This window comes from Streptomyces sp. RerS4, from assembly GCF_023515955.1.
Lineage (GTDB): Bacteria > Actinomycetota > Actinomycetes > Streptomycetales > Streptomycetaceae > Streptomyces.
In genome coordinates this window covers 1,509,059-1,521,921 of the sequence record NZ_CP097322.1, presented here as the reverse complement: position 1 = coordinate 1,521,921, position 12,863 = coordinate 1,509,059, and the positions used below count along the sequence as shown (strand labels likewise).

The window sequence follows — 12,863 nt, the reverse complement described above, 5'->3', positions numbered from 1 at the left end:
ACACCGCGTCCATACGGCGTACCGGTCACGGAAGGCGGCGTGAAGCGCCGCCTGCGCGATCCTTACGCCGCCCTTACATAGGGGGCGCGCGAGGATTGCCGGGGGCGAACCGGTGGGTGTGCGGCGTGACGAGCCGGGGCCGCCGGCTACGATGGGCCAGCCGGTGGCCGTGGTGGCCGTGCGGCCCAGCGACCCTCTGGGAAGGCCATGCTGAACAAGTACGCGCGTGCGTTCTTCACGCGTGTTCTCACGCCGTTCGCCGCGTTTCTGCTCCGTCGGGGGGTGAGCCCGGACGCGGTCACCCTCATCGGCACCGCCGGAGTGGTGGCGGGAGCGCTGGTCTTCTTCCCCCGGGGCGAGTTCTTCTGGGGCACGATCACCATCACCCTGTTCGTCTTCTCCGACCTGGTGGACGGGAACATGGCCCGCCAGGCCGGAACGTCCAGCCGGTGGGGCGCGTTCCTCGACTCGACGCTCGACCGGGTCGCCGACGCGGCGATCTTCGGCGGCCTCGCGCTCTGGTACGCGGGCTCCGGCGCCGACAACGTGCTGTGCGCGGTCGCGATCTTCTGCCTGGCCAGCGGCCAGGTGGTCTCGTACACCAAGGCTCGCGGCGAGTCGATCGGGCTGCCGGTCGCCGTCAACGGGCTCATCGAGCGCGCCGAGCGCCTGGTGATCTCCCTGGTCGCGGCCGGTCTCTCGGGGCTCCAGACCTTCGGGGTGCCCTCGTGGATCGGGGTGCTGCTGCCGGTCGCGCTGTGGATCGTCGCGGTGGGCTCGCTCGTCACGCTGATCCAGCGGGTGGTCACCGTACGCCGCGAGGCCGCCGAGGCCGACGCGGCGACCGCCGAAGGGGGCTCCCGCTGATGGGCGCGACGCAAGACAGGCTGGTCGACGGTCTCTACGGGCTCGGCTGGGCGGGCGTCAAGAAGCTCCCCGAGCCGGCCGCCGCGGCCCTCGGCCGCAAGATCGCCGACGTGGCCTGGAAGCGGCGCGGCAAGAGCGTGCTGCGCCTGGAGTCGAACCTGGCCCGCGTGGTGCCCGACGCCACGCCGGAGCGGCTGCGCGAGCTGTCGCACGCGGGCATGCGTTCGTACATGCGCTACTGGATGGAATCCTTCCGCCTGCCCACGATGGACCCGGAGCGCTTCGGGCGGGAGGTCCGCCTCCAGGACGACCACGTCCTGCGCGAGGCCATAGCCTCGGGCCGGGGCGTCGTCGCGGCCCTGCCGCACCTGGCCAACTGGGACCTGGCCGGCGCCTGGGTCACGAGCCACCTCGGCGTCCCCTTCACCACGGTCGCCGAACGCCTCAAGCCCGAATCCCTCTACGACCGCTTCGTCGCCTACCGCGAGAGCCTGGGGATGGAGGTCCTCCCGCACAACGGCGGCGCCTCCTTCGGCACCCTCGCCCGCCGGCTGCGCTCCGGTGGCCTGATCTGTCTGGTCGCCGACCGCGACCTGTCGTCCTCCGGGGTCGAGGTGGACTTCTTCGGGTCGACGGCGCGGATGCCGGCCGGGCCCGCGCTGCTCGCGCAGCAGACCGGGGCGATCCTGCTCCCGGTCACCCTGTACTACGGCGACGCGCCGTACCTGTACGGCCGCGTCCACCCCGCGGTGGAGGTGCCGAAGGACGGGACGCGGGTCGAGAAGACCGCGGCCATGACCCAGGCGGTCGCCGACGCGTTCGCCCGGGGGATCGCGGAGCACCCGCAGGACTGGCACATGCTCCAGCGCCTGTGGCTCGATGACCTGGAGGAGCGCCCGTAGTGAAGATCGGCATCGTGTGCCCGTACTCGTGGGACGTCCCGGGCGGCGTCCAGTTCCACATCCGTGACCTGGCGGAGCACCTGATCCGCCTGGGCCACGAGGTGTCGGTGCTGGCCCCGGCCGACGACGAGACCCCGCTGCCGCCCTACGTGGTCTCGGCGGGGCGGGCGGTGCCGGTGCCGTACAACGGGTCCGTGGCCCGCCTGAACTTCGGTTTCCTCTCCGCCGCCCGGGTGCGCCGCTGGCTGCACGACGGGGTCTTCGACGTGATCCACATCCACGAGCCCGCCTCGCCCTCGCTGGGGCTGCTGTCCTGCTGGGCGGCGCAGGGCCCGATCGTGGCGACGTTCCACACCTCGAACCCCCGCTCCCGGGCCATGATCGCGGCGTACCCGATCCTCCAGCCGGCGCTGGAGAAGATCAGCGCCCGGATCGCGGTCAGCGAGTACGCGCGCCGCACGCTCGTCGAGCACCTGGGCGGCGACGCCGTCGTCATCCCCAACGGCGTCGACGTGGACTTCTTCGCGCGCGCCGAGCCGAAGCCGGAGTGGGGCGGCCAGACCCTCGGGTTCATCGGCCGCATCGACGAACCCCGCAAGGGCCTGCCGGTGCTCATGGCGGCCTTCCCGGCGATCGTCGAGGCGTGTCCCGACGTGCGCCTCCTCGTGGCCGGCCGGGGCGACGAGGAGGAGGCCGTGGCCTCCCTGCCCGAGGAGCTGCGCGCGCGCGTCGAGTTCCTCGGCATGGTCTCGGACGAGGACAAGGCGCGGCTGCTGCGCAGCGTCGACGTCTACGTCGCCCCGAACACCGGCGGCGAGAGCTTCGGGATCATCCTGGTGGAGGCCCTCTCGGCCGGCGCCGCCGTGCTGGCCTCCGACCTCGACGCCTTCGCCCAGGTGTTGGACCAGGGCGCGGCGGGCGAGTTGTTCGCGAACGAGGACGCCGCCTCCCTCGCGGCGTCGGCGATCGCCCTGCTGCGCGACCCGGCCCGGCGCGCGGAGCTGAGCGCGCGCGGCTCGGCGCACGTACGCCGCTTCGACTGGTCGACGGTCGGCGCGGACATCCTGGCGGTCTACGAGACGGTCACGGACGGCGCGGCGGCCGTCGCCGCCGACGAACGCGTCTCCCTGCGCACGCGCCTCGGCTTCTCCCGCGACTGACGGCCCGCGACTGACGGCCCGCGGCCGGCGGCTCGTGGCCCCGTGGGCCCCGTGGCCCCGGGCCCGCCGGGGATGAGCGTGGGGGACGGCCGGACGGGTAGTGTCGCCGCCCGTGATCGAAAACCTTGTCTGGATCGCCGTGGCGCTCGGTGTCGTCGGCGTCTACCTCAGTTGGACCGCCGGGCGGCTCGACCGCCTGCACACCCGGATGGACGCCGCGCGGGCCGCGCTCGACGCGCAGCTCGTGCGGCGGGCGTCGGTGGTGCTGGAGGTGGCGACGTCCGGGGCGCTCGACCCCGCCTCCTCGCTGGTGCTCTACGAGGCCGCGCACGCGGCCCGGCAGGCCGAGGAGGAGAACCGCGAGGTCGCCGAGAGCGAGCTGAGCCAGGCGCTGCGCGCGGTGTTCGCGGACGCCGCCCAGGTCGAGGTGCTGAAGGCGGCGCCCGGGGGAGAGGCGGCCGCCGAGGACCTGGCGGCGGCCGTGCGCCGGGTCCCGATGGCGCGGCGGTTCCTCAACGACGCGGTCCGGGCGGCCCGCGCGCTGCGCCGGCACCGCAAGGTGCGGTGGTTCAGGCTCGCGGGGCACGCCCCGTTCCCGCTCGCCTTCGAGATGGACGACGAGCCCCCGGCGGACCTCGCGGACCGGCCCGCCTGACGCCCTGCGACCGCGTCGGCCCGACCCTCCGGCGCCGGCGCGCGGGGACGGTCCAGGGCCACGAGGGACAAGTCGAAGAGCCACCGGCTCCACATTGGCCCTTGCAGTGGACTGGTCGGTGAGGTTTTCTCAGCCAGGTACCACCAGTAGTACCCCGTCTTCCTTCCGAGTGAGGTCAACCCGTGAGCACGCTTCCCACCTCTTCCCCGTCCTTCGAGTCGGCCATCGGCACCTCCCGCGTCAAGCGCGGCATGGCCGAGCAGCTCAAGGGCGGCGTGATCATGGACGTGGTCAACGCCGAGCAGGCGAAGATCGCCGAGGACGCCGGCGCGGTGGCCGTCATGGCCCTGGAGCGGGTTCCGGCCGACATCCGCAAGGACGGCGGCGTGGCCCGCATGTCCGACCCGAACATGATCGAAGAGATCATCGGCGCGGTCTCCATCCCCGTCATGGCCAAGTCCCGCATCGGCCACTTCGTCGAGGCCCAGGTCCTGCAGTCCCTCGGCGTCGACTACATCGACGAGTCCGAGGTCCTGACCCCGGCCGACGAGGTCAACCACTCCGACAAGTGGGCCTTCACCACCCCCTTCGTCTGTGGCGCCACCAACCTGGGCGAGGCCCTGCGCCGCATCGCCGAGGGCGCGGCCATGATCCGCTCGAAGGGCGAGGCCGGCACCGGCAACGTCGTCGAGGCCGTCCGTCACCTGCGCCAGATCAAGAACGAGATCGCCCGCCTGCGCGGCTTCGACAACAACGAGCTGTTCGCCGCCGCCAAGGAGCTGCGCGCCCCGTACGAGCTGGTCAAGGAGGTCGCCGAGCTCGGCAAGCTCCCGGTGGTGCTGTTCTCCGCCGGTGGCGTCGCCACCCCGGCCGACGCCGCCCTGATGCGCCAGCTCGGCGCCGAGGGCGTCTTCGTCGGCTCCGGCATCTTCAAGTCCGGCGACCCGGCCAAGCGCGCCGCCGCCATCGTGAAGGCCACCACCTTCTACGACGACCCGAAGATCATCGCGGACGCCTCCCGCAACCTGGGCGAGGCCATGGTCGGCATCAACTGCGACACCCTCCCCGAGTCCGAGCGCTACGCCAACCGCGGCTGGTAGTCCCTGCCATGACCACCCCCGTGATTGGTGTCCTGGCCCTCCAGGGCGACGTACGGGAGCACCTGATCGCCCTGGCCGCGGCGGACGCCGTGGCCAGGCCGGTCCGGCGTCCCGAGGAACTCGCCGAGGTCGACGCCCTGGTGATCCCCGGCGGCGAGTCGACGACCATGTCGAAGCTCGCCGTGCTGTTCGGCATGCTGGAGCCGCTGCGCGAGCGCGTGAAGGCCGGCATGCCCGTCTACGGCACCTGCGCCGGCATGATCATGCTCGCCGACAAGCTCCTCGACGGCCGTGACGACCAGGAGACGCTCGGCGGCATCGACATGATCGTGCGCCGCAACGCCTTCGGTCGTCAGAACGAGTCCTTCGAGGCGCGGATCGACTTCGCCGGCGTGGCGGGCGGGCCCGTCGAGGGCGTCTTCATCCGCGCCCCCTGGGTCGAGTCGGTCGGCGCGAGCGCCGAGGTGCTCGCGACGTACGACGGCCACACGGTCGCCGTGCGCCAGGGCAACGTGCTGGCGACCTCGTTCCACCCCGAACTGACCGGCGACGACCGCGTGCACGCGTACTTCGTCGACATGGTGCGCGCGGGGCTGTGACGAGCTCCCGGTAGGATCGGAGACGAACACTGTTGGTTACGCGAAGGAGACAGGCGGATGTCCGGCCACTCTAAATGGGCTACGACGAAGCACAAGAAGGCCGTGATCGATGCCAAGCGCGGCAAGCTCTTCGCGAAGCTGATCAAGAACATCGAGGTCGCGGCCCGTATGGGTGGTGCCGACATCGACGGCAACCCGACCCTCTTCGACGCCGTGCAGAAGGCCAAGAAGAGCTCGGTCCCGAACAAGAACATCGACTCCGCGGTCAAGCGCGGCGGCGGCCTGGAGGCCGGCGGCGCCGACTACGAGACGATCATGTACGAGGGCTACGGTCCGAACGGTGTCGCGGTGCTCATCGAGTGCCTCACCGACAACCGCAACCGTGCCGCCTCCGACGTGCGCGTCGCCATGACCCGCAACGGCGGCTCCATGGCGGACCCGGGCTCGGTCTCGTACCTGTTCAACCGCAAGGGCGTCGTCATCCTGCCCAAGGGCGAGCTCTCCGAGGACGACGTGCTGGAGACGGTCCTGGAGGCCGGTGCCGAGGAGGTCAACGACCTCGGCGACAGCTTCGAGATCATCAGCGAGGCCACCGACATGGTCGCGGTCCGCACCGCGCTCCAGGAGGCGGGCATCGACTACGACTCGGCCGACTCGAACTTCCTGCCGACCATGCAGGTCGAGCTGGACGAAGAGGGCGCGCGCAAGATCTTCAAGCTGATCGATGCGCTGGAGGACAGCGACGACGTCCAGAACGTCTTCGCCAACTTCGACGTCTCGGACGAGGTCATGGCCAAGGTCGACGCCTGACCCTCCCGAGCCTCCGATCTCCCGATCGACGCGACGGGCCGACAGGACACACCCTGTCGGCCCGTCGCTTTGTCGGTGACACCGGATGTCAGTGACGCCCGATAGCCTGCACGGGCACGCACAGGCGATCGACAAAGGGGGGTGGGCGGTGCGCGTACTCGGAGTGGACCCGGGGCTGACCCGGTGCGGTGTCGGGGTCGTCGAGGGGGTCGCCGGCCGGCCCCTGACGATGATCGGCGTCGGCGTCGTCCGCACGCCCGTGGAGGCGGAGCTCGGCGATCGGCTCGTCGCCATCGAGCGCGGCATCGAGGAATGGCTCGACGCGCACCGCCCCGAAGTCGTCGCCGTCGAGCGGGTCTTCAGCCAGCACAACGTCAGCACCGTCATGGGCACCGCCCAGGCCAGCGCCGTCGCCATGCTGTGCGCCGCCCGCCGGGGCATACCCGTCGCCCTGCACACCCCCAGCGAGGTCAAGGCAGCCGTCACCGGCACCGGCCGCGCCGACAAGGCACAGGTCGGGGCGATGGTGACCCGCCTGCTGCGGCTGGCCGCCCCACCCAAACCGGCCGACGCCGCCGACGCCCTCGCGCTCGCCATCTGCCACATCTGGCGGGCCCCCGCTCAAAGCCGCCTCCAGCGGGCGGTCGCCCAGCACGCCTCGAAAGGCCGTACCCGATGATCGCGTTCGTCAGCGGCCAGGTGGCCGCCCTCGCCCCCACCCAGGCCGTCATCGAGGTCGGCGGAGTGGGCATGGCCGTCCACTGCACGCCCAACACCCTCGCCGGCCTGCGCACGGGCGAGCCGGCCCGGCTGGCCACCTCCCTGGTCGTGCGCGAGGACTCGCTGACCCTGTACGGCTTCGCCGACGACGACGAACGCCAGGTCTTCGAGCTGCTCCAGACCGCGAGCGGCGTCGGACCGCGCCTCGCGCAGGCCATGCTCGGCGCCCACAGCCCCGACGCGCTGCGCCTCGCGGTCTCCACCGGCGACGAGAAGGCACTGATGGCGGTGCCCGGCATCGGCAAGAAGGGCGCCCAGAAGCTGCTGCTGGAGCTCAAGGGCAAGCTCGGCACCCCGCTGGGCGCGAGCGGACTCGTCGGCGCCCAGCGCGCCGCCGCCACCGGCCCCGCCCCGTGGACCGAGCAGCTCCAGGCCGCGCTCATCGGCCTCGGCTACGCCGCCCGCGAGGCCGACGAGGCCGTCGCCGCCGTGGCCCCGCAGGCCGAGGAGGCCATCGCCGCCGGCGGCTCCGCCCCCGTTCCGCAGCTCCTGCGCGCCGCCCTCCAGTCCCTCAACCGGGCCCGCTGAGCGCGCGCCCGGCGCAGGGACCCCCGTACCGACCGAGAAGGCAGACAGACACCGTGAACGGGTATGACGAGAGCGACGAGCGGATCGTGGCGCCCGCCGCCGACGGCGAGGACACCGCCGTCGAGGCCGCGCTGCGCCCGAAGGACCTCGGCGAGTTCGTCGGCCAGGAGAAGGTCCGCCAACAGCTCGACCTCGTTCTGAAGGCGGCCCGTCAGCGCGGCGCCACCGCCGACCACGTCCTGCTCTCCGGCGCCCCCGGCCTCGGCAAGACCACCCTCTCGATGATCATCGCCGCCGAGATGGGGGCCCCGATCCGGATCACCTCCGGCCCCGCCATCCAGCACGCCGGCGACCTCGCCGCGATCCTCTCCTCCCTCCAGGAGGGCGAGGTCCTCTTCCTCGACGAGATCCACCGCATGTCCCGGCCCGCCGAGGAGATGCTCTACATGGCCATGGAGGACTTCCGCGTCGACGTCATCGTCGGCAAGGGCCCCGGAGCCACCGCCATCCCCCTGGAGCTGCCGCCCTTCACCCTCGTCGGCGCCACCACCCGCGCCGGCCTGCTGCCCCCACCGCTGCGCGACCGCTTCGGCTTCACCGGCCACATGGAGTTCTACGCCCCCGAGGAGCTGGAGCGCGTCGTCCACCGCTCCGCGCGCCTGCTCGACGTGGAGATCGACACCGCCGGCGCCGCCGAGATCGCCGGCCGCTCGCGCGGCACGCCCCGCATCGCCAACCGGCTGCTGCGCCGCGTCCGCGACTACGCCCAGGTACGGGCCGACGGGGTGATCACCCGCGAGGTCGCCGGAACCGCCCTCCAGGTCTACGAGGTGGACGCGCGCGGTCTCGACCGGCTGGACCGGGCCGTGCTGGAGGCCCTGCTCAAGCTCTTCGGCGGCGGTCCCGTCGGCCTGTCCACCCTCGCCGTGGCCGTCGGCGAGGAGCGCGAAACCGTCGAGGAGGTCGCCGAGCCGTTCCTCGTCCGGGAAGGGCTGCTCGCCCGTACCCCCCGGGGGCGGGTCGCGACCCCTGCCGCATGGGCCCACCTGGGGCTCGTTCCCCCCACCGGACCGGGCAGTGGATCAAGCGGACAACAGGGCCTGTTCGGGGCCTGACGGCGCGGACGTTTCCCCGGTCAGGAACTGCGGTGCCATGCTGGGCGTTGTTCCATCGGTGCGGACTCGCCTAGACTCCGCCGATGCCGACCCTTCAGGTCGGCGTGCCCACCCCCGTAGAAGAAGGCCGCCTCCCTTGCGGTCGTGCGAAGGATCTCCGTCCCGTGAATCTCGTGACACTCCTCCCGTTCATCGTGCTCATCGGGGCGATGTTCCTGATGACCCGCTCCGCCAAGAAGAAGCAGCAGGCGGCCGCGCAGATGCGCAACGAAATGACGCCCGGTACCGGTGTCCGCACCATCGGCGGCATGTACGCCACGGTGAAGGAGATCGGTGAGGACACCGTCACCCTTGAGGTGGCCCCCGGCGTCCACGCGATCTACGCGAAGAACTCCATCGGCGCCGTGCTGGAGGACGAGGAGTACAACCGCATCGTCCACGGCCTGCCCGACGCCCTCACCGACGACGCGCCGGTCGTCCCGGACGACGCCTCCTCGCTGACCGAGGCCGAGTCCCCGAAGACGGACCTGTCGAAGGACGGCGACGCCGACGAGACCCCCAAGCTCGACCTGGGCAAGAGCGACGAGCCCAAGGACGGCAAGTCCGACGGCGAGGCCGGCGCCAAGTAGCGTCCGGCCGGGCACCGCGACGGCGCCTGACCGGCGGCCGTCGCGGTGCCCGCAGTGAACTTCTGCGGGGGGCAGGGGTCCCCACCACACATTTCGTGGCCGTCCGCGTGCTGACCCGGCGCGGGACGGTTGGACAGGGAGAAACGACAAGGTGGCAGCACCGAAGAAGGGCCGGCGGCCCACGGGGGCTCAGGGGAGGCCGGGGCGTGCCCTGGCCATCATCCTGATCGCGATGGTGGCGCTCACCGCGGGGATGTTCCTCACGAAGCAGACGACCCCTCGTCTGGGCATCGACCTCGCGGGCGGCACGAGCATCACGCTCAAGGCCAAGAGCGAGCCCGGCAAGCCCGACGCGGTCAACGAGACCAACATGAACACGGCGATCGGCATCATCGAGCGTCGCGTCAACGGTCTCGGCGTCTCGGAGGCCGAGGTCCAAAAGCAGGGCACGGACCACATCATCGTGAACATCCCCAAGGGGATGAACGAGCAGCAGGCGCGCGAGCAGGTCGGCACCACCGCCCAGCTGTACTTCCGCCCCGTGCTGGCCTTCGCCGACGGCGCCCCCGCGCCCGAGCCGAAGCCGAGCACGTCCCCGACCCCCTCCGCGAGCGGATCCGGAGCCCCCAAGGCCGAAGGCAGCGGCAAGCCCTCCGCGTCGGCCACCCCGTCGTCCAGCGCCACTTCCCAGGGTCGCGTGCTCAGTGAGGCCCTCAAGGCCCCGAACGCCCCCACTCCCTCGCCCTCGGCGAGCGAGTCGAAGAAGGCAGACGACAACAAGGCGACCCCCTCCGCGTCGGCCCCCGGGACCCCCGTCCCGAGCGCGCCGCCCGTGGACCCCGCCGTCGCCGACCTCCAGGCCCGCTTCGTCGCCCTGGACTGCACGAACGAGGCCCAGCGCACCGCCGCGAACCAGGGCGCCAAGCCCGAGGACCCGATGATCGCCTGCGGCAAGCGCGGCGACGTCTGGGGCAAGTGGGTCCTGGGCCCGGCCCAGGTCAACGGCCAGGACGTCAAGGACGCCAAGGGCGTCATCGACCCGCAGCGCGGCATGTGGATCGTCACGATGCAGTTCACCGACAAGGGCGCCGACAAGTTCGCCAAGATCACCGGTGAGCTCGCCACCAAGCAGTCCCCGCAGAACCAGTTCGCGATCGTGCTCGACGGCGAGGTCATCTCCGACCCGTCCGTCAGCCAGGCGCTGACCGGCGGCAACGCCGAGATCTCCGGCGGCTTCACCCAGCAGAGCGCCCAGGACCTGGGCAACATGCTCTCCTACGGCGCCCTGCCGCTGTCCTTCCAGGAGGACAGCGTCACCACCGTCACCGCCGCGCTCGGCGGCGAGCAGTTGAAGGCCGGTCTGCTGGCCGGCGCCATCGGCCTCGCCCTCGTCGTGATCTACCTGCTGGTGTACTACCGCGGTCTGGCCTTCATCGCGATCATCAGCCTCCTGGTGTCCGCGATCCTCACGTACACGATCATGGCGCTGCTCGGCAAGGGCATCGGCTTCGCCCTGAACCTGCCCGCCGTCTGTGGCGCGATCGTCGCCATCGGCATCACGGCGGACTCGTTCATCGTGTACTTCGAGCGCATCCGCGACGAGATCCGCGAGGGCCGCACCCTGCGTCCGGCCGTCGAGCGCGCCTGGCCGCGCGCCCGTCGCACCATCCTGGTCTCCGACTTCGTGTCCTTCCTCGCCGCCGCGGTGCTCTTCATCGTCACCGTCGGCAAGGTCCAGGGCTTCGCGTTCACGCTGGGTCTGACCACCCTGCTCGACGTGGTCGTGGTGTTCCTCTTCACCAAGCCCGTCATGACGCTGCTCGCGCGCACGAAGTTCTTCTCCAGCGGTCACCCGTGGTCCGGGCTCGACCCCGAGCGGCTCGGCGCCAAGCCGCCGCTGCGCCGGTCGCGCCGCAGCGGTCCCGTCCCCGCCCCCGTCGACGCAAAGGAGGCGTGAGAGATGTCGAAGCTGGGAGATCTCGGCGCCAGGCTGTACCGAGGTGAGGTCGGGTACGACTTCGTCGGCAAGCGTTTTCTCTGGTACGGCGTTTCCATCCTGATCACCATCACGGCGATCGCGGCCCTGGCCGTTCAGGGCCTCAACATGGGCATCGAGTTCAAGGGCGGTGCCGTCTTCACCACCCCGAAGGCGGCCGTCTCCGTCGCCCAGGCGACCGAGGCCGCGGAGAAGGCCTCCGGCCACGACGCGATCGTCCAGGAGCTCGGCAGCGGCGGCATGCGCATCCAGATCTCCGGTCTGGACACGAACGACGCCGCGTCCGTGAAGAAGCAGCTCGCGACCGACTTCAAGGTCGACGCGGCGCAGATCAACGCGGACCTGGTCGGCCCGAGCTGGGGCGAGCAGATCGCCAACAAGGCGTGGACCGGCCTCGGCATCTTCATGATCCTCGTGGTGATCTACCTGGCCATCGCCTTCGAGTGGCGGATGGCCGTCGCCGCGCTGATCGCGCTCGTCCACGACCTCACCATCACCGTCGGCGTGTACGCGCTGGTCGGCTTCGAGGTCACCCCGGGCACCGTGATCGGTCTGCTCACGATCCTCGGTTACTCCCTCTACGACACCGTCGTCGTCTTCGACGGTCTCAAGGAGGGCTCGAAGGACATCACGAAGCAGACCCGCTTCACCTTCAGCGAGATCGCCAACCGCAGCATCAACGGCACGCTGGTCCGCTCCATCAACACGACCGTCGTCGCGCTGCTGCCCGTCGCCGCGCTGCTGTTCATCGGCGGCGGCTTCCTGGGCGCGGGCATGCTCAACGACATCTCGCTGTCGCTGTTCGTCGGCCTCGCGGCCGGTGCGTACTCCTCGATCTTCATCGCGACCCCGCTGGTCGTGGACCTGAAGGAGCGCGAGCCGGCGATGAAGGCGCTGAAGAAGCGCGTCCTCGCCAAGCGCGCGGCCGCCGCCGCCAAGGGCGAGTCGCCCGAGGACGACGCGGACGACGCCTCCGGGGACGCGCCGCAGGTCGTGGGCCAGGGCGGCCAGGGGAGGCGTCGCCGGTGACCACCGCGCCCTGCACCCCCGAGATCCGCGAGCTGCTGCTCGCCCGGATCAAGGACGTCCCGGACTACCCGAAGCCGGGCGTGATGTTCAAGGACATCACCCCGCTGCTGGCCGACCCGAAGGCCTTCGGCGCGCTCACCCAGGCGCTGGTGGACCTCGCCGGCCGGTACGGCGCGACGAAGATCGTCGGCCTGGAGGCGCGCGGCTTCATCCTCGCCGCCCCCGTCGCCGTCCAGGCGGGCATCGGCTTCGTGCCGGTCCGCAAGGCCGGCAAGCTCCCCGGTGCCACGCTCGCCCAGTCCTACGAGCTGGAGTACGGCAGCGCGGAGATCGAGGTCCACGCCGAGGACCTCTCCGCCGGTGACCGGGTCATGGTCATCGACGACGTCCTGGCCACCGGCGGCACCGCCGAAGCCTCGCTGGAGCTGATCCGGCGGGCCGGCGCGGAGGTCGCGGGAGTGGCGGTCCTGATGGAGCTGTCCTTCCTCCCGGGCCGCGAACGGCTCACCGGCACCCTCGCCGGGGCGCCGCTGGACGCGCTGATCGTGGTCTGACCCCCCGCACGACCCGAAGCGGCGGGCACCCGGAACCTCCCGGGTGCCCGCCGCTTCGTCATACGGGCGCTCCACGGCCGCGTACGGGGGCGCCGTCTCGCCGGACGGGCGCGGGGGAACGGGCCGGCGGAACCCTCGC

General features: G+C 71.6%; 14 protein-coding genes. All 14 read left to right on the top strand.

What is annotated here, in order from left to right:
* Nucleotides 1-207 precede the first annotated feature (207 nt).
* The 14 genes from pgsA (at nucleotide 208) to M4D82_RS06865 (ending at nucleotide 12,724) form a co-directional block, all read left to right on the top strand.
* A complete protein-coding gene (gene pgsA, locus M4D82_RS06930; RefSeq protein WP_249765201.1) occupies nucleotides 208-867 on the top strand; it encodes a phosphatidylinositol phosphate synthase in 660 nt (219 codons plus the stop codon).
* Nucleotides 867-1,769, top strand: coding sequence for a phosphatidylinositol mannoside acyltransferase (locus tag M4D82_RS06925; RefSeq protein WP_249765200.1), 903 nt, complete (start codon nucleotides 867-869; stop codon nucleotides 1,767-1,769). The genes pgsA and M4D82_RS06925 overlap by 1 nt, the downstream gene beginning before the upstream one ends.
* Nucleotides 1,769-2,929 carry a glycosyltransferase family 4 protein gene (locus tag M4D82_RS06920; RefSeq protein WP_249765199.1) on the top strand — a complete coding sequence of 387 codons (1,161 nt, stop codon included), beginning with the start codon at nucleotides 1,769-1,771 and terminating at the stop codon, nucleotides 2,927-2,929. Before M4D82_RS06925 ends, M4D82_RS06920 begins: the two co-directional genes overlap by 1 nt.
* A gap of 112 nt (nucleotides 2,930-3,041) precedes the next feature.
* Nucleotides 3,042-3,584, top strand: coding sequence for a hypothetical protein (locus M4D82_RS06915; RefSeq protein ID WP_249765198.1), 543 nt, complete (start codon nucleotides 3,042-3,044; stop codon nucleotides 3,582-3,584).
* 182 nt (nucleotides 3,585-3,766) lie between these two features.
* Nucleotides 3,767-4,684, top strand: a complete 918-nt coding sequence (gene pdxS, locus M4D82_RS06910) for a pyridoxal 5'-phosphate synthase lyase subunit PdxS (protein ID WP_283844450.1) — start codon at nucleotides 3,767-3,769, stop codon at nucleotides 4,682-4,684.
* An 8-nt stretch (nucleotides 4,685-4,692) separates the two neighbouring features.
* Nucleotides 4,693-5,283 carry a pyridoxal 5'-phosphate synthase glutaminase subunit PdxT gene (pdxT, locus tag M4D82_RS06905; protein ID WP_249765197.1) on the top strand — a complete coding sequence of 197 codons (591 nt, stop codon included), beginning with the start codon at nucleotides 4,693-4,695 and terminating at the stop codon, nucleotides 5,281-5,283.
* Nucleotides 5,284-5,340: 57 nt separating this feature from the next.
* On the top strand, nucleotides 5,341-6,093 hold the full coding sequence (locus M4D82_RS06900; RefSeq protein ID WP_249765196.1) for a YebC/PmpR family DNA-binding transcriptional regulator: 753 nt from the start codon (nucleotides 5,341-5,343) through the stop codon (nucleotides 6,091-6,093).
* A 148-nt stretch (nucleotides 6,094-6,241) separates the two neighbouring features.
* Entirely contained in the window at nucleotides 6,242-6,772 is a 531-nt protein-coding gene (ruvC, locus tag M4D82_RS06895) for a crossover junction endodeoxyribonuclease RuvC (RefSeq protein WP_249765195.1), read from the top strand.
* Complete coding sequence (ruvA, locus tag M4D82_RS06890) at nucleotides 6,769-7,401, top strand: Holliday junction branch migration protein RuvA (protein WP_249765194.1); 633 nt, start codon at nucleotides 6,769-6,771, stop codon at nucleotides 7,399-7,401. The genes ruvC and ruvA overlap by 4 nt, the downstream gene beginning before the upstream one ends.
* Nucleotides 7,402-7,454: 53 nt before the next feature.
* Nucleotides 7,455-8,516 (top strand): Holliday junction branch migration DNA helicase RuvB, encoded by a 1,062-nt coding sequence (ruvB, locus tag M4D82_RS06885; RefSeq protein ID WP_249765193.1) that lies wholly within the window; start codon nucleotides 7,455-7,457, stop codon nucleotides 8,514-8,516.
* Between the two features lie 164 nt (nucleotides 8,517-8,680).
* Entirely contained in the window at nucleotides 8,681-9,145 is a 465-nt protein-coding gene (gene yajC / locus M4D82_RS06880) for a preprotein translocase subunit YajC (protein ID WP_249765192.1), read from the top strand.
* A gap of 151 nt (nucleotides 9,146-9,296) precedes the next feature.
* Nucleotides 9,297-11,102, top strand: a complete 1,806-nt coding sequence (gene secD, locus M4D82_RS06875) for a protein translocase subunit SecD (RefSeq protein WP_249765191.1) — start codon at nucleotides 9,297-9,299, stop codon at nucleotides 11,100-11,102.
* Nucleotides 11,103-11,105: 3 nt separating this feature from the next.
* Nucleotides 11,106-12,170 carry a protein translocase subunit SecF gene (secF, locus tag M4D82_RS06870; protein ID WP_249765190.1) on the top strand — a complete coding sequence of 355 codons (1,065 nt, stop codon included), beginning with the start codon at nucleotides 11,106-11,108 and terminating at the stop codon, nucleotides 12,168-12,170.
* The gene (locus tag M4D82_RS06865; protein WP_249765189.1) at nucleotides 12,167-12,724 is read left to right on the top strand and encodes an adenine phosphoribosyltransferase; all 558 of its coding nucleotides are present in this window, start codon (nucleotides 12,167-12,169) and stop codon (nucleotides 12,722-12,724) included. Before secF ends, M4D82_RS06865 begins: the two co-directional genes overlap by 4 nt.
* Nucleotides 12,725-12,863: the final 139 nt, after the last annotated feature.

Excerpts from the sequence above, each read along its gene's own strand:
- pgsA (WP_249765201.1), top strand. The coding sequence starts at position 208 with ATGCTGAACAAGTACGCGCGTGCGTTCTTCACGCGTGTTCTCACGCCG.
- M4D82_RS06925 (WP_249765200.1), top strand. The coding sequence starts at position 867 with ATGGGCGCGACGCAAGACAGGCTGGTCGACGGTCTCTACGGGCTCGGC.
- pdxT (WP_249765197.1), top strand. The coding sequence starts at position 4,693 with ATGACCACCCCCGTGATTGGTGTCCTGGCCCTCCAGGGCGACGTACGG.
- M4D82_RS06900 (WP_249765196.1), top strand. The coding sequence starts at position 5,341 with ATGTCCGGCCACTCTAAATGGGCTACGACGAAGCACAAGAAGGCCGTG.
- ruvA (WP_249765194.1), top strand. The coding sequence starts at position 6,769 with ATGATCGCGTTCGTCAGCGGCCAGGTGGCCGCCCTCGCCCCCACCCAG.
- secF (WP_249765190.1), top strand. The coding sequence starts at position 11,106 with ATGTCGAAGCTGGGAGATCTCGGCGCCAGGCTGTACCGAGGTGAGGTC.